Raw genomic sequence first — 17,984 nt, forward strand, 5'->3', positions numbered from 1 at the left:
CAAATCGTTGCCACCCCGAAATTCGGTCGCCGCCGGCGGAACGCGGCGCCTAAGGGCTGTACACGAGAAGGGAGGTGGTCCGGCGGATGATCGACAACCGGACGCGTGAGGTGACTGCGGCCTAGCGGCCGACGTCGCGCTCAGTGCAGCGCCGGTTCCGCCGACCACTCCCGAGCAGTCACCCGACCCGCGGTGTCGCCGGCTCGTCCGACCGGCCCTCGCACGCCTGGCGCGCACGAGGAAGCGACCCGCGGGCCGCCGCTGTCTCCGGCCCCCTTCTGCCCCTTCCCCCTCCGCCCCTCGGAAGCAGGCTCCGCGTTCACGGCCGGCGCGGCAGGCCCGGACGCGGTCGGCGCGGCCCGGTGTCCGGCAGTACGGGGGTGAGGACGGTGGCGTTCCCCGGCGGGGCGACGGACGCCCGGCCCGCGCTGTCGCTCACCTTCAGCAGCAGCGCCACCAGTAGCCAGTTGGCCACCGTGGACGAGCCGCCCTGGGCCAGGAACGGCAGCGCCTTCCCCGTCAGCGGAACCAGCCCGGTGACGCCGCCGCACACCACGAACAACTGCAGCGCGAGCGTCACCGACAGGCCCAGCGCCAGCAGCTTGCCGAACGGGTCGGTGACGGCGAGCGCGATGCGCAGCCCCCGTTCGACGAGCAGCGCGTACAGGAGGATGACCAGCGTGGTGCCCAGCAGCCCCAGTTCCTCGCCGACGGTGGTCAGGATGAAGTCGCTCCGGCCTGCGAACTTGATCAGCCACGGCTGCCCCTCGCCGAGACCGGTACCGGTCAGCCCGCCGGTTCCGAAGCTGAACAGCGCCTCCGCCTGCTGGTCGGACACCAGGCCATCGGGCTGCCGCTCCGGCGGGAGGTAGATCGCCAGCGGATGCAGCCAGGCGGTCACCCGGCCCTTCACGTGCGGTTCGAGGGAGCCCACGACGAAGGCCCCGACCGAGGCCAGCAGCACCCCGGACACCACCCATCCGGTGCGTTCGGTCGCCGCGTAGAGCATGACCACGAAGACGCCGAAGAAGATCAGCGAGGTGCCCAGGTCGCGTTCGAGGACGAGCACCAGCAGGCTCAGGAGCCACACCACCAGGACGGGGGCCGCGTTCCGGCCGGGCGGCAGGGTCACTCCGCCGATCCGCCGACCGGACGCCGACAGGGCGTCCCGGTTCGCGGTCAGGTAGCCGGCGAAGAATATGACGATGAGGATCTTCACGAACTCGCCCGGCTGCACCGACAGCGGGCCGACGCTGATCCAGCGCTTGGCGCCGTAGGCGTCGGCACCGAAGAAGGCCGGTGCCATCAGCAGCACCATGCCCGTCGCCATCACCAGGTAGGGGTAGCGCTGGAGCAGTCGGTGGTGGCGGACCGCTGCCAGCACCGCGGCCAGCACCCCGACGCCGAGCGCGTTCCACACCACCTGGTCGGGCGCCACCTCGGGTGCGTCGTAGTGCACCGCGTAGCTGCGGTCCAGCCGCGACAGCAGCACCGTGCCCAGCCCGGCCAGCAGCACCGCGGACGGCAGTACGAGCGGGTCGGCGTACCTGGCGAAGCGCCGGACCGCGAGATGGGCGAGGAGCCCCAGCGAGCCGAGGCCGACCACCCGCAGGACGTAGCCGTCCGGCAGCCTGCCCGCGAGCGCCAGCTCCGCCGAGGCGTGGCCGGCGGCGCAGACCAGCAGCGCCAGGAGGACGAGCACCGCCTCCCGGTTGCGTCGGCGTCCGGCCCAGGCCGCCGCGTCGGAACCGCTCACGGGCAGAGCCGGTCCACCGACCAGCCGTCCCGGCGCCGCCGGTACAGCAGCCGGTCGTGGAGCCGGTTCTCGCGTCCCTGCCAGAACTCGACGGTGTCCGGGACCACGCGCAGACCGCCCCACTGCGGCGGCGCGGGCACGTCCTCCCCCTCGGGGTAGCGCGCGGCCAGGGCGGCGTACGTGCGGTCCAGGTCCTCCCGGGAGCTGACGGCGGAGGACTGCTCGCTGGCCCAGGCGCCCAGCTGCGAGCCGTGCGGCCGGGTGCGGAAGTACGCCGCCGTCTCCGCCCGGCCGATGCGCTCCGCACGGCCGGCGACGATCACCTGTCGGGCGATGCCGTGCCAGGGGAAGAGGAGCGAGACCGCGGGGTTCTGCGCGATCTCACGGCCCTTGCGGGAGCCGTAGTTGGTGAAGAGGACGAAGCCGCCGCTGTCGTACTGCTTCAGCAGCACCGTGCGGGAGCTGGGCCGCCCCTCGGCATCGGCGGTGGAGAGGACCATCGCGTTGGGCTCGTGCAGTCCGCTCGCCTCGGCCTGCCCGAACCAGCGGGAGAACTGGTCGACCGGGTCGTCGGCGAGGTCCTGCTCGGCGAGGCCCTCAGCCCGGTACCTGGCGCGCATCACCGACGGGTCGAGCTCCCGCCGGGCGCGTTCCCGGCGCCCCGCTCCCGGGTCCGCTCCACGGCCCCCTCCGGAACCGTCAGGGGGACCGCCGGGGCCGCTGGGCAGGGAGGACGGGCGGGAGGAGTGGTGTTCGGCGTGAGGCACGGCATCATCTTGCAGCACGCACCCGGTTCCGGGCTCGGTATTGGCCACCCGGATGGCTCGCCGCACGGCGCGGCACGCCCCCGCCGCCGCACCCACCGCCCTCCGCAGCACGCGGTCCGCGACCGGAGGTGCCCATTCCGCCACAGGTGGCGCGGGCTGCGCGAGTTTGCCCGCTTCCCCTGCGTCCCACACCCGCCGGGCGGGATTCGGCCCCTGTGCCGCTTCTCACCCTCCCCCGCAGGTCGCGAACCCGCCGAACCCGGCAGAATCGCCGCGAGGGAGCCGGGGCAAAAGGTGTGGCACACCGACGGCACCGGCTATGGTGTTCGATCGCCCGGGTTGGGTGACCACCCTCCGCACGGGGCATTGCCCGGATACCGGCAGCGGACCGCCAGCTCTCCACCGAACGGCGGCGGAACCGCTCCGACACACCACAAAGGGAGCCGCCTGATGTCCGACTTCGTACCCGGACTCGAAGGAGTCGTCGCGTTCGAGACGGAGATCGCCGAACCCGACAAGGAAGGCGGCTCGCTGCGCTATCGCGGTGTCGACATCGAGGACCTGGTCGGCAAGGTCTCCTTCGGCAACGTCTGGGGCCTCCTCGTCGACGGCAGCTTCCACCCCGGGCTGCCGCCCGCGGAGCCGTTCCCGATCCCGGTCCACTCGGGCGACATCCGGGTGGACGTGCAGTCCGCGCTGGCCATGCTGGCGCCCGTCTGGGGGCTGCGCCCCCTGCTGGACATCGACGCGGAGCAGGCCAGGGACGACCTCGCGCGTGCCGCGGTGACGGCACTCTCCTACGTCGCCCAGTCGGCCCGCGGTCAGGGGATGCCGATGGTGCCGCAGCGGGAGATCGACAAGGCGGAGACCGTCGTCGAGCGGTTCATGCGCCGCTGGCGGGGCGAGCCGGACCCCAAGCACGTCGCCGCGGTGGACGCCTACTGGACCTCGGCCGCCGAGCACGGCATGAACGCCTCCACCTTCACCGCGCGGGTGATCGCCTCCACGGGCGCGGACGTGGCCGCCTCGCTCTCCGGCGCGGTGGGCGCCATGTCGGGGCCCCTGCACGGCGGCGCCCCCTCCCGGGTGCTGGGCATGATCGAGGAGATCGAGCGCACCGGGGACGCGAACGCCTTCGTGAAGCAGCAGCTCGACAGGGGCGAGCGGCTCATGGGCTTCGGTCACCGCGTCTACCGGGCCGAGGACCCGCGCGCCCGGGTGCTGCGCCGGACGGCGAAGGAACTGGACGCCCCCCGGTTCGAGGTCGCGGAAGCGCTGGAGAAGGCCGCACTGGAGGAACTGCACAACCGCAGGCCGGACCGGGTGCTGGCCACCAACGTGGAGTTCTGGGCGGCGATCGTGCTCGACTTCGCCGAGGTGCCCCCGCACATGTTCACCTCGATGTTCACCTGCGCCCGCACCGCGGGCTGGTCGGCGCACATCCTGGAGCAGAAGCGCACCGGACGCCTGGTGCGTCCCTCCGCGCGCTACGTCGGGCCGGGCACCCGCAGCCCGCAGGAGATCGAGGGCTTCGGCGAGGCCGCCGGCTGAGACCGCCGACCCGGCCGCCACACGGACGGCGCCGCGGGCCCCGCCGGGACTCCGGTGGGGCCCGCGGCGTTTCCCGGGCCGGTGGCGCGGCGCGGGGCCACGCGGACGGGGGCGGGCGGCGCGGCGCCAGGAGCGCGGGTGCGTACGGGGGCCGGGGCGCGGGACCGGCTCCGGCTCACCGCGCGGCGTGGAGACGGTCCAGACCCAGTGGGACGGCCGGGGGCAGCGGTGCCGGCGGCGCGTCCTCGGCGCGCAGGGCGCGCAGCAGGTAGCCGACGAGGCGGCGGGACGCGTCCGGCGCCGCCTCCCCCGCGCAGGCGGTGACCCCGCTGTTGGCCATCAGCAGCAGGACGAGGTCCTCGGGGACGAAGTCGGCCCGCAACCGGCCGGCCCTCTGTGCGCGGCGCACGAGTGCGGCGAAACCGCGTTCCGCGCGGTCCCGCTCCTCGTCCACGGCGAACGCGTCCGGGAACACGGCAAGGAAGGCCGTGCTGAAACCCCGGTCGACGGCCTGCATGGCGCACACCCGCTCGATGACGGTGCGGAACCCGCGCCACGGGTCGGGGTCGGCCAATGCCTCGTCGACCACTCCCGCGCAGTCCGCCAGTTGCCCGGCGAACACCTCGGAGACCAGCGCCTCCTTGGTGGGGAAGCGGCGGTAGAGGGTCGCCGGTCCGACACCGGCCCGGCGGGCGATGCGTGCCATCGGCACACCGAGCCCGTGGGCCGCGAACGCCTCGTGCGCGGCCTCCAGAATGCGGTCGCGGTTGTGCCGGGCGTCCGCGCGCAGCGGGGGCTCCGGAGCGGCGACTCCGCTGGTCGACGGGATCCGGGACGGCTCAGTCGGCATGTCGCTCACCTTACCGTAAGCGGACGGACCTCTCCGTTTCCCGGGCTCGTTTCCCTCAAGTGGGGACCCGTCCGCTCGGGGTGCGGGGCCGACCGGTGCGCGCGCCGGTCGGCGCGGCACCCGCAGCGGCGGACGGGCCACCGGACGGCCATACGGGCACGTCCGGTCCGGAGCGACGGACGGCGGAGAGCAGTGAACGAGATGCGAGCGGCCCGGTACGACGGTTACGGCCCGCCGGAGGTCCTCCACGAGGCGGTGGTGCCGAGGCCGGTCGCGAAGCCCGGGGAGCTGCTGGTCCGGGTGCACGGGGCGAGCGTCAACGGCGGTGAGGTGGCGGCCCGCACCGGACGGCTGCGGGTGCTGACCGGCCGCCGCTTCCCCAAGGGGCACGGGTATCGACTTCGCGGGCGAGGTGGTCGCGCTGGACCCCACCCTGCCGGGCCGCGCCGTCGGCGACCGGGTCCGGGCACCCTGCCGCGCGGGCGCTTCGGCAGCGCGGCGGAGTTCGTGGCCGTTCGACCGGAGCAGGTGGCGCACGGCCCGGCCGGGCTCGACCTCGTGCAGGCCGCGGCCCTGCCGGCGGTGGGGGCTGACCGCGCTCATCGCCCTGCGCGGGAAGGCCGGACTGCGGCCCGGCGAACGGCTGCTCGTCCGCGGTGCCGGCGGCGGGGTCGGCTCCGTGGCCGTCCAGCTCGGCCGATCGACCGGCGCGCAGGTCACCGGACTCGCCGGCCCCCGCAGCCTGGCGCTTGTACGGGAACTCGGCGCGCACGAGGCCCACGGCCGGACCACCACCCCGCCGGCCGACCTGGGCCGCTTCGACGTGGTGCTCGACACCGTCGGCACCGGGCTCGGTGACTGCCGTCGGCTGCTCACCCCGACGGGCCGCATGGTGGCGATCAGCTTCGACCTCGGCCACCCGCTGACGTCCCTGGGGGCACATCCTGGGATCGACCGCCTGCGGGAAGCGGCGGGTGCGCTTCTTCAGCGGCGACGGCAGGCATGCGCGGCTTCGCCGAACTCACCCGGCTCGTCGAGAGCGGTGCGCCCGGTCGTGGACACCGTCCGTCCCCTCTCCGGCATCGCCGCCGCCCACCGGGCGCTGGAGGCGGGCGGCACCCGGGGGAAGCACGTCGTCCGCCTGGTGTGACCCCGCCCCCGCCCGGGGGCTGCCGGCCGGCCCGGCCGGCAGCCGGGGCCGGGCCGCTCAGCAGCCGGGCGTTCCCGCGGCGCCCGGCGGGGACGCGGCGGGGCCCCCGCCGACGGGCGGCAGCGCCTCCGCGAGCACCTCGGCCAGGTGCCGGCTGGGCACTCCGGCGAGCTGGTCGAGCTGGGTCCGGCACGAGTACCCGTCGGCCAGCACCTCCGTACCCGGATCGGCCGCCCGGACCGAGGGCAGCAACTGATCCTCCGCGCAGGCGCGCGACACCTCGAAGTGGCCCTTCTCGAAACCGAAGTTCCCCGCCAGACCGCAGCACCCGGTCGACAACTCACCTGTGAGCCCCGCCCGTTCCCGCAGCCTCCGGTCCGCCGCGTCCCCGATCACGGCGTGCTGATGGCAGTGCGTCTGACCAGCCACCGGCCTGCCCACGTACGGCGGCTCCCAGTCGGGCGCCCGCTGCTCCAGCGTCTGGGCGAACGTCCGCACCTGCGCGGCGAGTCGGGCCGCCCGGGGGTCGTCGGGCAGCAGTTCCGGCAGGTCGGTGCGCAGCGCCGCCGCGCACGGCGGCTCCAGCACCGTCACCGGAAGACCGGCGTCCAGCGCCGGCTCCATCCGGTCCAGCGTCCGCAGGAGCACCGCGCGGGCCCGGTCGAGCTGCCCGGTGGAGACATAGGTCAGGCCGCAGCACACCTGCCCCGGCGGCACCACGGGATCCAGCCCGGCATCCCGCAGCACCGCCACCGCAGCCGAACCGGCCTCCGGTGACAGGTAGTTCGTGAAAGTGTCCGGCCAGAGCACCACGGAGTGCCGCGCACCGCCGACCGGATCACCGCGCCGCGCACCCGCGGCGCCCTCCCGGCGCCACCACCGGGTGAACGGGGTGCGCGCCAGCTTCGGCACCGCACGCTCGGGGGCGATCCCGCCCAGGAGTTTGGCCGGTCCGGCCAGCGGCGTCGCGGCCAGGGCGTTCAGCAGCGGCGCCGCACGGAACGCCGAGGCCAGCCGCAGCCACCGCGGGAGCATGCCCATCGAGTAGTGTGCCATCGGCCGACGACGGCCCTCGTAGTGGTGGTGCAGGAACTCCGCCTTGTACGTGGCCATGTCCACCCCGACCGGGCAGTCGGTCCGGCAGCCCTTGCAGGACAGGCACAGGTCCAGGGCCTCGTGCACCTCCGGTGAGCGCCAGCCCTCCGTCACCACCTCGCCGGCCAGCATCTCGTGCAGCAGCCGCGCACGGCCGCGGGTGGAGTGCCGCTCCTCCCCGGTGGCCCGGAAGGACGGGCACATCACGTTCGCTCCGGCCGTCGTGTCCCGGCACTTCGCGACCCCGACGCAGCGGCGGACCGCCGCCGAGAAGTCACCGCCGTCGTGCGGGTAGGCGAACGCGGTGGTCACCGGCTCCTTCGGCAGCACCTCGAAACGCAGGTTGCGGTCGATCCGCTCCGGCCTGGCCAGCACCCCGGGATTGAGACCGGCCCCCGGGTCCCACAGGTCCTTGAACCGGTCGAAGACCCCGACCAGTTCCGACCCGTACATCCGCGGCAGCAACTCCGCCCGGGCCAGCCCGTCACCGTGCTCGCCGGAGAGCGAGCCGCCGTACGCGACCACCAGGTCCGCCAACTCCTCGGAGAACGCGCGGTACCGGGCCACGCCGGCCTCGCCCACCAGGTCGAAGTCGATCCGCACGTGGATGCAGCCGTCCCCGAAGTGCCCGTAGGGCAGGCCGCGCAGACCGTGCGCCCGCAGCAGGGCGCGGAAGTCCCTGAGGTAGGCGCCCAGTCGGGCCGGCGGCACGGCGCAGTCCTCCCACCCCGGCCACGCCTCGCTGCCGTCCGGCATCCGGGTCGCCGTGCCCGAGGCGTCGTCCCTGATGCGCCACAGCGCCCGCTGCTCCGCGGGGGCGGTCACCAGCGCATGACCGGTGCTGCCGCTCTCCGCCGCCCGGCACAGGGCGGCGGCCCGCTCCCGCGCGTCGGCCGCGTCCTCCCCGCCGACCTCGACGAACAGCCAGGCGCCGCCCCGGGGCAGCGCCGCCCCCGCCTCCGCCCCGACCAGGTCGTTCGCCATGCCCTCCACCGTGAGCGGCCCGTGCGGCAGCAGGGACGCGGCGGCCTCGGCAGCATCGCTCTCGTCCGGGTACCCGAGCACCGCCAGCACCCGCGCCGCGGGCGACCGCACCAGCCGCACGGTGGCCTCCGTCAGCACCCCGAGCGTGCCCTCGCTCCCGGTGAACGCCCGTGCCCAGTCCTCCCCGCGCTCCGGGAGCAACTCGTCGAGCGCGTAACCGGAGATGCGCCGCGGCAGCTCGGGGTAACCGGTGCGCAGCCGCGCCAGGTTCGCCCCGACCAGCTCCCGCACCCCGGCGCGCAGACGCTCCGGGACGCCGTCGCCGCCCCGGTCGAGCCGGGCGCGCTCACCCCCGTAGGTGACCACCGACAGCTCCGCCGTGTTGTCGGCGGTCGTGCCCCAGGCCACCGAGTGCGAGCCGCAGGAGTTGTTGCCGATCATGCCGCCGAGCGTGCAGCGGCTGTGCGTGGACGGATCGGGGCCGAAGGTGAGCCCGTGCGGGGCCGCCGCGTCCCGCAGCACGTCCAGCACGACGCCGGGCTGGACGCGCGCCGTCCCCGCCTCCGGGTCGAGCGCGAGCACCCGGTCCATGTGCCGCGTGAAGTCCAGCACGACACCGGTGCCGGTCGCCTGCCCGGCGATGCTGGTACCGGCGCCCCGGGCCACCACGGGGGCGCCGTGCGCCCGGCACACCGCGAGCACGGCCTCGACGTCCGCCGCGTCCCTGGGGGCCACCACGCCCACCGGAACCCGGCGGTAGTTCGAGGCGTCCATCGTCATCAACGCCCTGTTCGCGGCGTCGAACTCGACTTCCCCGCGCACCTCCGCGCGTAGGTCCGCCGCCAGTCGGCGGACGGGTGCCGGGCGCTGCCGCTGCTCTCGTGCCTCTCGTTGTCCCATACGGCCCAGCGTGCACCCTCGCGCGGGGGCCCGGCGCGGGTTCCGCCGGTGTGTCGGGGGCAGGCGGGTGCGTCGCGGGTGGGCGGGTGCGTCGGCGGGGGGGCGGGTGCTTGATTGGAGTGGACTACAGGGGCTTGGCTGAGGACATGGAGTACACACAGCTTGGACGCACCGGGCTCAAGGTCAGCCGTATCGTGCTGGGGACGATGAACTTCGGTCCGCAGACGAACGAGGCCGACAGTCACGCGATCATGGACGCCGCGCTCGACGCGGGCATTAATCTCTTCGACACGGCCAACGTGTACGGCTGGGGCGAGAACAAGGGCCGTACCGAGGAGATCGTCGGCAGCTGGCTCGCCAAGGGGGGCGGTCGGCGCGAGAAGATCGTGCTCGCCACCAAGGTGTTCGGCAACATGGGCACGGAGCGCGAGCCCTGGCCGAACCACGACCGGCTGTCCGCGGTGAACATCCGCCGCGCCGTCGACGCCAGCCTCCGACGGCTGGGCACCGACCACATCGACCTGTACCAGTTCCACCACGTGGACCGGTACACCCCGTGGGAGGAGATCTGGCAGGCGATCGATGTCCTAGTCCGGCAGGGCAAGGTCGTGTACGCCGGTTCCTCGAACCACGCCGGCTGGCACATCGCGCAGGCCAACGAGACGGCGGCCCGCCGTGGCAGCCTCGGCCTGGTCAGCGAGCAGTGCCACTACAACCTGGCCGAGCGGCGGGCGGAGATGGAGGTCGTCCCGGCAGCGGAGGCCTACGGGCTGGGCGTCATCCCCTGGTCACCGCTCGGTGGGGGCCTGCTGGGCGGCGCGCTCCGCAAGGAGCGCGAGGGCGGCAGCGTCCGCGGCGCCGACGCGCTCAAGCGGAGCAGCGTCCGCGCGCAGGTGCAGCAGTACGAGGACCTGCTCGACAGGCACGGCATGGACCCGGGTGAGACGGCTCTCGCCTGGCTGCTCTCACGCCCGGCGGTCACCGGTCCGATCGTCGGTCCGCGGACGGGCGAGCAACTGGAGACCGCGCTGCGGGCGGTCGAGCAGGAACTGGGCGAGGAGGTGCTGACCGCGCTCGACGAGATCTTCCCGGGGCCGGGCACCACTCCGGAGGCCTTCGCCTGGTGACGTGTCCCGGCCGGTGGCCCCGGGCCACCGGCCGACCGCACCGCTCCCGAGCAGGAAGGGGCGGGGGCGGGCACCGGAGCCTGCGGAACGGCGGAATACGGCCCGCAGGTGGGCCGCGGCCGTCAGCGGCCGACCGCGGAGGCCACGGCGACGACGGCGAACATCAGCACCAGCGCGCCGGTGACGATTCGCGTCCTGATCTTCGTGTTCACACCCCCACGCTATCCGCCCGGTTCAGCCGACGAGCGGCCAGCCCCCGATCCGCTCGTAGCCGGGCGTGTCCGGCGGCTCCTGCGGACCGCGGGGACGGCTGTGCAGCAGCACCAGCTCCCGGACCCGCCACCGGTCGGAGGAGAAGCCGTCGAGGGCTGCCGCAAAATCGGGGCGCACCAGGCCGGGACGGCTGCGGGCCAGCGTCAGGTGCGGGGTGTACGCGTGCGGGGTGCTCCGGGTGACCCGGGCCCCGCGGCCGGCGGAGACCGCTCCGGCCGCGAGCGCGCCGAGCGCCGAGGTATCGCCCGCGACGCCCGTCCAGAGCGCCCGCTCCCCGAACCGTCCGCCCCCGCTCAGCTGCACCTCGAACGGGGCACGGTGCCGGGCCGTCCGCTCCAGCCGGCGCCGCAGGTCGGGCAGCCGGGCGTCCTCCACCTCGCCGTAGAAGGCCATCGTGAGGTGCCAGTCGTCGGGGTGCACCCAGCGCAGTTCCCGGGCGTCCGGAAGCGCCCGCAGCCTCGTCCGCGCCACGGTCACTTCCTCCACGACGGCGGTCGGGGGCAGCAGTGCGGCGAAGAGTCTCATCCCGGCAGTCTCCCGCACCGGCGGCCGCCCGCGTCCGCGGGCGGCACGGCGCACGGACCCGCTGCGGGCCCGTGCGCTCCGGGATTCAGGTGCGGTTCTCGTCCGTGGGGGCCTCCGGGAGTGGCGAGGCCCCGCCAGGCGAGGTGCAGATCTCCTCACTGCCGCCCAGCGTGGCGCAGGCGCGGGCCGACGCCGGGTAGGGGGCCTCGACCATCGGCGAGTAGGTGTCCTGGTCGTAGCTGATGGTCCGCTGCTCGCTGACCTTCTTCGGCCCCACGGCGCGGGCGGTGTCGCCGACCTCCGCCTCGGTGATCCGGGCCCAGGCCGCCCGGCAGGCCGGGCTGTAGCGGAGTTCGACGTAGACCTCGCCGACCTGCCGGACGGCTGCCGTCCACACTCCCAGGTGGCAACCCAGGCGCTGCGGGTCCTTGCCCCGGCACTCGAAGCCGACGCAGCCGGGGGTCCGGGCACCGTGCGCGTCTGCCGAGCCGTCGGCGGCGGACACCGCCTCGGGTTCCCGACCGTCGGACCGGTTGGCGAAGCCGACGCCGGAGGCCATTCCCACCAGCAGCGCGGCCACGGCGAGCAGTACCGGGAGCGCGACCCGCCGGGCGCGCGCCGGAAGGGAGGCACCTCCGGCGCCCGGTCTCTCCCGGCCCGGCGACGAGCCGCTGCCGCCGCTGACGTCGGTGATGGCCGTCGCGGCCGCGGCGGCGGTCGCCGGGGTCGCGGTGGTTCCGGTCGGCTGTTCCGGCTCGGATGAGTGGCTGTGGACGGGGACGGGCTCGGGGAGTCCCCGCCCGGCCGCCGCCGGCTCCGGTGCCGGGGCAGGTGTCGGGGCCCGGGCAGCCGCGGCGGCCGAGCAGGCGCCGACGGTCGTCCCCGCGGTCCCGGCGCTCCCTGCGGCGGATTCGGCAGTGCCCGCGGCGGCGGCTCCACCGCCGGTGGCGCCCGCAGCGGCGCCGGCAGCAGTGGCGTCGCCTGTGTCCTCGTCGGCAGCGGCGGCGAGGCTGCGCAGGACCAGGAGGCGGGCGGGGTGCACTCCGACGGCGCGGGCGAAGGCCCGCAGCGCCTGCTCGGGCGGGTGCGCCTTGCCGTTGAGGTAGCGCTCCCACGAGGACTTGCTGTAGCTGGTGCGTTCGGCCAGTGCGGCCAGCGTCAGACCGCTGCGCGCCCGCAGGTGACGTAGTTCGCCCGTCAGATCGGGGCGGCGGGCCCTCTGCTTCCCCACGTCTCGTTGCGCCGTCATGGACGGTGTCCCCCTGTCCGGCAGCGAATGAATATGCCGTGGCAGCAGCGAGGGTACCGACCGACGCCGACAGGGCTGCGGCGTCGGTGACGGCCCGGCCAGGAGCGACCGGCCGACGCCGACGGCGAATCGGCCGAATAACGCCGGAGAACGGCCGGGACGGCACCGCCGCCGCTCAGAGCCCCGCTCAGGAGGCGACGGGCTCGGGCGGTCGCGCGGGCGGCGCCGTGCGCGGGGGAGCCTCCGTCGGGGCCCCCTCGGCCGGCCTTCCCTCGGCAGGCGATCCCGCGTCCGGCACCGGCTCGGCCGGTTCCCCGTGCGCCCGCGGCTTGCGGGGCACGAAGTCGAGGCTCCGCCGTCCCCGGCGCAGATCGACCCGCAGCCGCAGCCCGGCGGCCCGGGCGAGGCCGAGGCCGACCGCGATCGAGGCCAGCAGCGAGATCAGCCCGCCGGAGAGGAAGCCGACGCGTGCGCCGTAGCTGTCGGTGATCCAGCCCAGGAGCGGGCCGCCGAACGGGGTTCCGCCGACGAAGACCATCATGAACAGGCTCATCACCCGGCCGCGCATCACCGGGTCGGTGGCCAACTGGACGCTGGAGTTCGCGGTGACGTTGAACGTCAGCCCCATCATGCCGATCGGCAGCATCAGGGCTGCGAACAGCCAGAACGACGGCGACAGCGCGGCGGCCAGTTCCAGCACGCCGAACAGGGCCGCGGCGCCGACCATCATCCGCATCCGGGAGGTGTTGCGGCGCGCGGCAAGCAGGGCCCCGGTCAGCGAACCGACCGCCATCAGCACGTTGAGCATCCCGTAGGTGCCCGCGCCCTGGTCGAAGACGTTCTCCGTGAAGGCGGTCAGCCAGATGGGGAAGTTGAAGCCGAACGTCCCGATGAAGCCGACGAGGATGATCGGCCACATCAGCTCCGGGCGGCTGCGCACGTACGACAGGCCCTCACGGAGTTGCCCCTTGGCCCGCGGGACGGGCGTCGTCGGGTACAGCTCGGCGGTGCGCATCAGCAGCAGGCCGGCGATCGGGGCGAGGAAGGACAGCCCGTTGAGCAGGAAGGCCCATCCGCTTCCCACCGCGGTGATCAGCACTCCCGCGACCGCGGGGCCGATGAGGCGGGCGGACTGGAAGTTCGCCGAGTTCAGCGAGACCGCGTTGCGCAACTGGTGGGGTCCGACCATCTCGGTGACGAAGGTCTGCCGGGTCGGATTGTCGACGACGGTGACCATGCCGAGAGCGAAGGCGATCGCGTAGACGTGCCAGACCTGTACGACCCCGCTGAGCGTGAGGACGGCGAGGGCGAGCCCGGTCAGGCCCATCACCGATTGGGTGGCGAGGAGCAGCCGCCGCTTGTTGCAGCGGTCGGCGACGACTCCGCCGTAGAGCCCGAACAGCAGCATCGGCAGGAACTGCAGCGCGACGGTGAGCCCGACGGCGGTGGCCGAGCCGGTCAGACTGTGGACCAGCCAGTCCTGGGCAATGCGCTGCATCCAGGTACCGGTGTTGGAGACCACCTGTCCGGTGGCGAAGAGCCGGTAGTTGCGGATGCGCAGCGAGCTGAACATCGTGGTGGTGGCGGGTGCCGATTTCCCGGTGGTGGGTTCCTGCGGTGCGGGTGCGGAGTGTGCTCCGGGTCCCGGACTCAATGGTGCTTCGCCTCCTCGTCGGTGCTCCTTACAGGTGTGCGAGCTTCTCCAGCACCGGGGCCGCCTCGCGCAGCTTCGCCCACTCGTCCTCGTCGAGCCCGCCGGCCAGGTCGGCCAGCCACACGTCGCGCTTGCGCCGGGCGGCGGCGAGCATCGACTCCGCCTGCTCGGTCTGCGTGACGATCTTCTGTCTGCGGTCCTCCGGATGCGGTTCCAGCCGGACCAGGCCCTTGGCCTCCAGCATCGCGACGATGCGCGTCATCGACGGTGGCTGGACGTGCTCCTTGCGCGCGAGCTCGCCCGGCCCGGCCGACCCGCAGCGGGCGAGGGTGCCCAGGACGGACATCTCGGCGGGGCTGAGCGACTCGTCGACCCGCTGGTGGCGCAGGCGGCGGGAGAGCCGCATGATCGATGAGCGCAGGGCGTTCACGGCCGCGGCATCAGCGTCGTACAACAGGTCCGGCATGGTCGTTAGGATAACTCATTACCTCTGCTAACAACCAACCCGGGGGCGCATTCCGCCGGGCCGCGTACCCGTCGACGGTCCGCCCGCGCCCGGCGCGAGCCCCGCCTCCCGCCGGGTGCCCCCGGGCGCCGCGGGGGACGGGCCGGTGCCGGTGCCGGGTGTCTCCTCTCACACGTACGGGTGAGCCGGAGCGGAAAGACGCGGCGGCCGGGCAAGCCTGCCGGGACGGTAGGTACATGACATCAACGGTGCTCAGCCTGCGGCTGGACGACGAGCTTCTCGCCCGGATCACCGAGCACGCCGCCAGGAGGCGGATGAGCGTGCAGGACTACGTGGTGAGCACGCTCGTCCGGAACGACTTCGACGAACGCTTCCGGACGGCGGTCGAGGAGACGGAACGCTTCTACCGGGCCGGCTGAGCCCCGCGCACCACCCGCGTCGCACGCCCCGGGGTGCCATACCGCTCCGGCCCCGGTTCCGCCCGCGACCGCGCCGCACCGGCTGGATACCCTGGGGGGACACCGACGGAGAGGCTGGCCGAGACGATGCGCCTGAGCAAGTGGATCGACGGTGAGCGCGAGGCGCCGGAGCCGCTGGAGGGCAACATCGTCGCCACGGTCGCCGGCGGGACCGCGCTGTGGTTCGCGCTGTTCCTCGGCCAACTGCCGTTCTACGGCTGGTACGCCGACCACGGGCACGCGTGGTGGATCTGGAGCTGCCTGGCCGCCACCGGGCTCGGACTCTTCGGGCTCTGGTACGCCAGGGCCCGAGAGGCCGCGATCGCCCGGTCGCACGCCGAGGCCGCGTCCGGCCCCCGCTCCGAGGCGGCCTCCGAGCCACGGTCCGAGGCCGCTTCCGCGACCTCGGACGACACCGCGTCCGCAGCCCCGCCCGGAACCCACCCCGGCACTCCGTCCGCGACGTCGACCGGCGCGCACGCCGGAGCACCGGACGGCCCCCGGGACGGAACACGGGCAGCGGAGCCTTCCGACGGGCACGAACAGCGGTAGGCGGCCCGCGGTGAACGGGGCGGACGGGCCGGTGAAGGAACCGGGCGCCCGGCCCGGAGGGGCGCGCGCGGGCACGTTCCCGCATACGGTCGGGGCATGACGCATCGGGCGGAGACCGAACCCGGTGGCCACGGTTCCGACGGCGGCCGGGTCGTCGGCGGCAGCCGAGGGGCCGGAGACGGGGAGAGCGGCGGCCACCGGAGGGACGGCAGCGATGACGCGGCGGCGCGGGCACCGGGGCTGGCGGCCGGGGAGGTCGCGCGGCGGGTCGCCGAGGGCAAGGTCAACGACGTCCCCGTCCGCTCCTCGCGCTCCGCCGCGGACATCGTGCGGTCCAACATCTTCACCCGATTCAACGCCATCATCGGCGTGCTGTTCGCCATCATCCTGGTGGTCGGACCGATCCAGGACGGCCTGTTCGGGTTCGTGATCCTCGCCAACACGGGCATCGGCATCATCCAGGAGCTGCGCGCCAAGCGCACGCTGGACAACCTGGCGGTGATCGGCGAGGCGAAGCCGGTGGTTCGCCGGGACGGCACCGGGACGGCGGTGCCGTCCGGCGAGATCGTGCTCGACGACCTCGTGGAACTCGACCCGGGCGACAAGGTGGTCGTCGACGGCACAGTGGTGGAGGCCGACGGCCTGGAGGTGGACGAGTCCCTGCTCACCGGTGAGGCGGACCCGGTGGTGAAGCAGCCGGGCGACTCCGTGATGTCGGGCAGCTTCGTGGTGGCCGGCGGCGGCGCCCACACCGCGACCCGGGTCGGCCGGGAGGCGTACGCCGCGCAGTTGGCGGAGGAGGCGTCCAAGTTCACGCTCGTCCACTCCGAGCTGCGCAACGGCATCAGCACCCTCCTGAAGTACATCACCTACATGCTGGTCCCGGCCGCCGTCGGGCTGATCATCAGCCAGACGGCGGTGGAGAACCGCGACGTGGACGAGGCCATCCGGCGCATGGTGGCCGGCATCGTGCCAATGGTCCCCGAGGGGCTGGTCCTGCTCACCTCCGTCGCCTTCGCCATCGGCGTGATCCGGCTGGGCCGCAAACAGTGCCTCGTACAGGAACTGCCGGCGATCGAGGGCCTCGCCCGGGTGGACGTGGTCTGCCTGGACAAGACCGGCACCCTCACCGAGGGCGGTATGGACGTGACCGAGGTGCGGTTGCTGGACACCGCTCCGGAGGCGGCCGACACGCCGTACGTCGAACGGCTGCTCGCCGCGCTCGGCGCGTCCGACCCCCGCCCGAACGCCAGCCTCCGCGCCATCCGGGACGCCTTTCCGCCGGATGCCGAGGACCTCCCCCACTGCTCCGGGACGCTCCCGTTCTCCTCCGCCCGCAAGTACAGCGGCGCCCGGCTCACCGAGGCGGACGGCGGCAGCGCGAGCTGGCTGCTGGGCGCCCCCGACGTGCTGCTGCCCGCCGACTCGCCCGCGCTCTCCCGCGTCGACGACCTCAACACGCAGGGGCTGCGCGTGCTGCTGCTCGCCCGCAGCGGGACCGCCCTGGACGATCCGGCGGTCGCCGCGGAGGTCACGCCGTACGCGCTGGTGGTGCTGGAGCAGCGGCTCCGGCCGGACGCCGCCGACACCCTGCGCTACTTCGCCGAGCAGGACGTCGCCGCCAAGGTCGTCTCCGGCGACAACGCCGTCTCGGTCGGCGCGGTGGCCGGGAAGCTGTCGCTGCCGGGCGCCGACGCGCCGGTCGACGCCCGCGCCCTCCCCGCCGACGAGGAGGAACGCGGGATCGCCGTCGAGGAGGGGGCGGTCTTCGGCCGGGTCAGCCCGCAGCAGAAGCGGGAGATGGTCGGCTCGCTCCAGGCCCGCGGCCACCACGTGGCGATGACCGGCGACGGGGTGAACGACGTCCTCGCCCTCAAGGACGCCGACATCGGGGTCGCGATGGGCTCCGGCTCGGAGGCCACCAAGTCCGTCTCCCAGATCGTGCTGCTCGACAACAGCTTCGCCGCCCTGCCCTCCGTGGTGGCCGAGGGCCGCCGGGTGATCGGCAACATCGAGCGGGTCGCCAACCTCTTCCTGACCAAGACGGTCTACTCGGTGCTGCTGGCGGTGCTGGTGATCATCTGGCAGGTCCCGTACCCGTTCCTGCCCCGCCACCTGACGCTGCTGTCCACCCTCACCATCGGCATCCCCGCCTTCTTCCTGGCGCTCGCGCCGAACCGGGAGCGCGCCCGGCCGCACTTCGTCCGCCGGGTGATGCGCTACGCCGTCCCGGCCGGGCTGATCGGCGGCACCGCGACCTTCGTCAGCTACCTCCTCGCCCGCGGCCACTACGACGGGCCGACCGCGCTGGACGCCGAGACCAGCGCCGCCACCCTGACGCTGTTCCTGGTGGCGATGTGGGTGCTGGCCATCGTCGCCCGCCCGTACACCTGGTGGCGGATCGGCCTGGTGCTCACCATGGCGGGCGGTTTCGTGCTGGTGCTCGTGACGCCGTGGCTCCAGGAGTTCTTCAAACTGAAGCTGGTCGGACTGGCCATGCCGCTGACGGCCGTCGGCATCGCTCTCGTCGCCGCCGCCGTCCTGGAACTCACCTGGCGCCTGGTCACCCGGCGCTTCGCCGCCTGAACCCGCCCCTGCCCGCCCTGGCGGCCCCGCCCCCGTGCGGG

Annotated in this window: 14 protein-coding genes; 6 read left to right on the plus strand and 8 right to left on the minus strand. The window is 74.1% G+C overall.

The window, feature by feature from the left end:
* Positions 1 to 319: 319 nt before the first annotated feature.
* Together H300_RS26870 and pdxH are read right to left on the minus strand one after the other, a co-directional pair.
* Positions 320 to 1,756 carry an FtsW/RodA/SpoVE family cell cycle protein gene (locus tag H300_RS26870; RefSeq protein WP_051270046.1) on the minus strand — a complete coding sequence of 479 codons (1,437 nt, stop codon included), beginning with the start codon at positions 1,754 to 1,756 and terminating at the stop codon, positions 320 to 322.
* Complete coding sequence (gene pdxH, locus H300_RS0114240) at positions 1,753 to 2,376, minus strand: pyridoxamine 5'-phosphate oxidase (RefSeq protein ID WP_028427972.1); 624 nt, start codon at positions 2,374 to 2,376, stop codon at positions 1,753 to 1,755. The genes H300_RS26870 and pdxH overlap by 4 nt, the downstream gene beginning before the upstream one ends.
* 597 nt (positions 2,377 to 2,973) lie before the next feature.
* Here pdxH and H300_RS0114245 point away from each other — a divergent pair.
* Positions 2,974 to 4,074, plus strand: a complete 1,101-nt coding sequence (locus tag H300_RS0114245; protein WP_028427973.1) for a citrate synthase 2 — start codon at positions 2,974 to 2,976, stop codon at positions 4,072 to 4,074.
* Positions 4,075 to 4,249: 175 nt separating this feature from the next.
* Here H300_RS0114245 and H300_RS0114250 read toward each other — a convergent pair whose 3' ends face one another.
* The gene (locus H300_RS0114250; RefSeq protein WP_028427974.1) at positions 4,250 to 4,924 is read right to left on the minus strand and encodes a TetR/AcrR family transcriptional regulator; all 675 of its coding nucleotides are present in this window, start codon (positions 4,922 to 4,924) and stop codon (positions 4,250 to 4,252) included.
* A gap of 412 nt (positions 4,925 to 5,336) precedes the next feature.
* Between H300_RS0114250 and H300_RS26875 the strand changes: the two genes are divergently transcribed.
* Positions 5,337 to 6,074, plus strand: coding sequence for a zinc-binding dehydrogenase (locus H300_RS26875; protein ID WP_486583829.1), 738 nt, complete (start codon positions 5,337 to 5,339; stop codon positions 6,072 to 6,074).
* Between the two features lie 57 nt (positions 6,075 to 6,131).
* Here H300_RS26875 and H300_RS0114260 read toward each other — a convergent pair whose 3' ends face one another.
* Positions 6,132 to 9,053: an FAD-binding and (Fe-S)-binding domain-containing protein gene (locus H300_RS0114260; protein WP_051270047.1), complete on the minus strand. Its 2,922-nt coding sequence runs from the start codon at positions 9,051 to 9,053 to the stop codon at positions 6,132 to 6,134.
* 146 nt (positions 9,054 to 9,199) lie between these two features.
* Here H300_RS0114260 and H300_RS0114265 point away from each other — a divergent pair, with 146 nt between their 5' ends.
* Positions 9,200 to 10,180 (plus strand): aldo/keto reductase, encoded by a 981-nt coding sequence (locus H300_RS0114265; protein WP_028427976.1) that lies wholly within the window; start codon positions 9,200 to 9,202, stop codon positions 10,178 to 10,180.
* Between the two features lie 234 nt (positions 10,181 to 10,414).
* On the opposite strand, the gene thpR is transcribed toward H300_RS0114265, so the two are convergent.
* The 4 genes from thpR to H300_RS0114290 all read right to left on the minus strand — a co-directional run bounded on the left by thpR (position 10,415) and on the right by H300_RS0114290 (position 14,347).
* Entirely contained in the window at positions 10,415 to 10,978 is a 564-nt protein-coding gene (gene thpR, locus H300_RS0114275; protein ID WP_028427977.1) for an RNA 2',3'-cyclic phosphodiesterase, read from the minus strand.
* 85 nt (positions 10,979 to 11,063) lie between these two features.
* Positions 11,064 to 12,227, minus strand: coding sequence for a helix-turn-helix domain-containing protein (locus H300_RS32410; protein ID WP_486583830.1), 1,164 nt, complete (start codon positions 12,225 to 12,227; stop codon positions 11,064 to 11,066).
* 187 nt (positions 12,228 to 12,414) lie between these two features.
* Entirely contained in the window at positions 12,415 to 13,881 is a 1,467-nt protein-coding gene (locus tag H300_RS26880) for an MFS transporter (RefSeq protein WP_078515993.1), read from the minus strand.
* Positions 13,882 to 13,909: 28 nt separating this feature from the next.
* Positions 13,910 to 14,347, minus strand: a complete 438-nt coding sequence (locus tag H300_RS0114290) for a MarR family transcriptional regulator (protein WP_028427979.1) — start codon at positions 14,345 to 14,347, stop codon at positions 13,910 to 13,912.
* A 236-nt stretch (positions 14,348 to 14,583) separates the two neighbouring features.
* Here H300_RS0114290 and H300_RS30205 point away from each other — a divergent pair, with 236 nt between their 5' ends.
* The 3 genes from H300_RS30205 (at position 14,584) to H300_RS0114305 (ending at position 17,943) form a co-directional block, all read left to right on the plus strand.
* Positions 14,584 to 14,766, plus strand: coding sequence for a ribbon-helix-helix protein, CopG family (locus tag H300_RS30205; RefSeq protein WP_078515994.1), 183 nt, complete (start codon positions 14,584 to 14,586; stop codon positions 14,764 to 14,766).
* Positions 14,767 to 14,892: 126 nt separating this feature from the next.
* Complete coding sequence (locus H300_RS32415; RefSeq protein WP_486583831.1) at positions 14,893 to 15,357, plus strand: hypothetical protein; 465 nt, start codon at positions 14,893 to 14,895, stop codon at positions 15,355 to 15,357.
* Between the two features lie 96 nt (positions 15,358 to 15,453).
* On the plus strand, positions 15,454 to 17,943 hold the full coding sequence (locus H300_RS0114305) for a cation-translocating P-type ATPase (protein ID WP_028427980.1): 2,490 nt from the start codon (positions 15,454 to 15,456) through the stop codon (positions 17,941 to 17,943).
* The last annotated feature ends 41 nt before the right edge of the window (positions 17,944 to 17,984 follow it).

The organism is Streptomyces sp. TAA040 (assembly GCF_000424845.1).

Coding starts and splice junctions, on each gene's coding strand:
- pdxH (WP_028427972.1), bottom strand. CDS start 2,376: ATGCGCGCCAGGTACCGGGCTGAGGGCCTCGCCGAGCAGGACCTCGCC.
- H300_RS0114245 (WP_028427973.1), top strand. CDS start 2,974: ATGTCCGACTTCGTACCCGGACTCGAAGGAGTCGTCGCGTTCGAGACG.
- H300_RS0114250 (WP_028427974.1), bottom strand. CDS start 4,924: ATGCCGACTGAGCCGTCCCGGATCCCGTCGACCAGCGGAGTCGCCGCT.
- H300_RS0114260 (WP_051270047.1), bottom strand. CDS start 9,053: ATGGGACAACGAGAGGCACGAGAGCAGCGGCAGCGCCCGGCACCCGTC.
- H300_RS0114265 (WP_028427976.1), top strand. CDS start 9,200: ATGGAGTACACACAGCTTGGACGCACCGGGCTCAAGGTCAGCCGTATC.
- thpR (WP_028427977.1), bottom strand. CDS start 10,978: ATGAGACTCTTCGCCGCACTGCTGCCCCCGACCGCCGTCGTGGAGGAA.
- H300_RS32410 (WP_486583830.1), bottom strand. CDS start 12,227: ATGACGGCGCAACGAGACGTGGGGAAGCAGAGGGCCCGCCGCCCCGAT.
- H300_RS0114290 (WP_028427979.1), bottom strand. CDS start 14,347: ATGCCGGACCTGTTGTACGACGCTGATGCCGCGGCCGTGAACGCCCTG.
- H300_RS30205 (WP_078515994.1), top strand. CDS start 14,584: ATGACATCAACGGTGCTCAGCCTGCGGCTGGACGACGAGCTTCTCGCC.
- H300_RS32415 (WP_486583831.1), top strand. CDS start 14,893: ATGCGCCTGAGCAAGTGGATCGACGGTGAGCGCGAGGCGCCGGAGCCG.
- H300_RS0114305 (WP_028427980.1), top strand. CDS start 15,454: ATGACGCATCGGGCGGAGACCGAACCCGGTGGCCACGGTTCCGACGGC.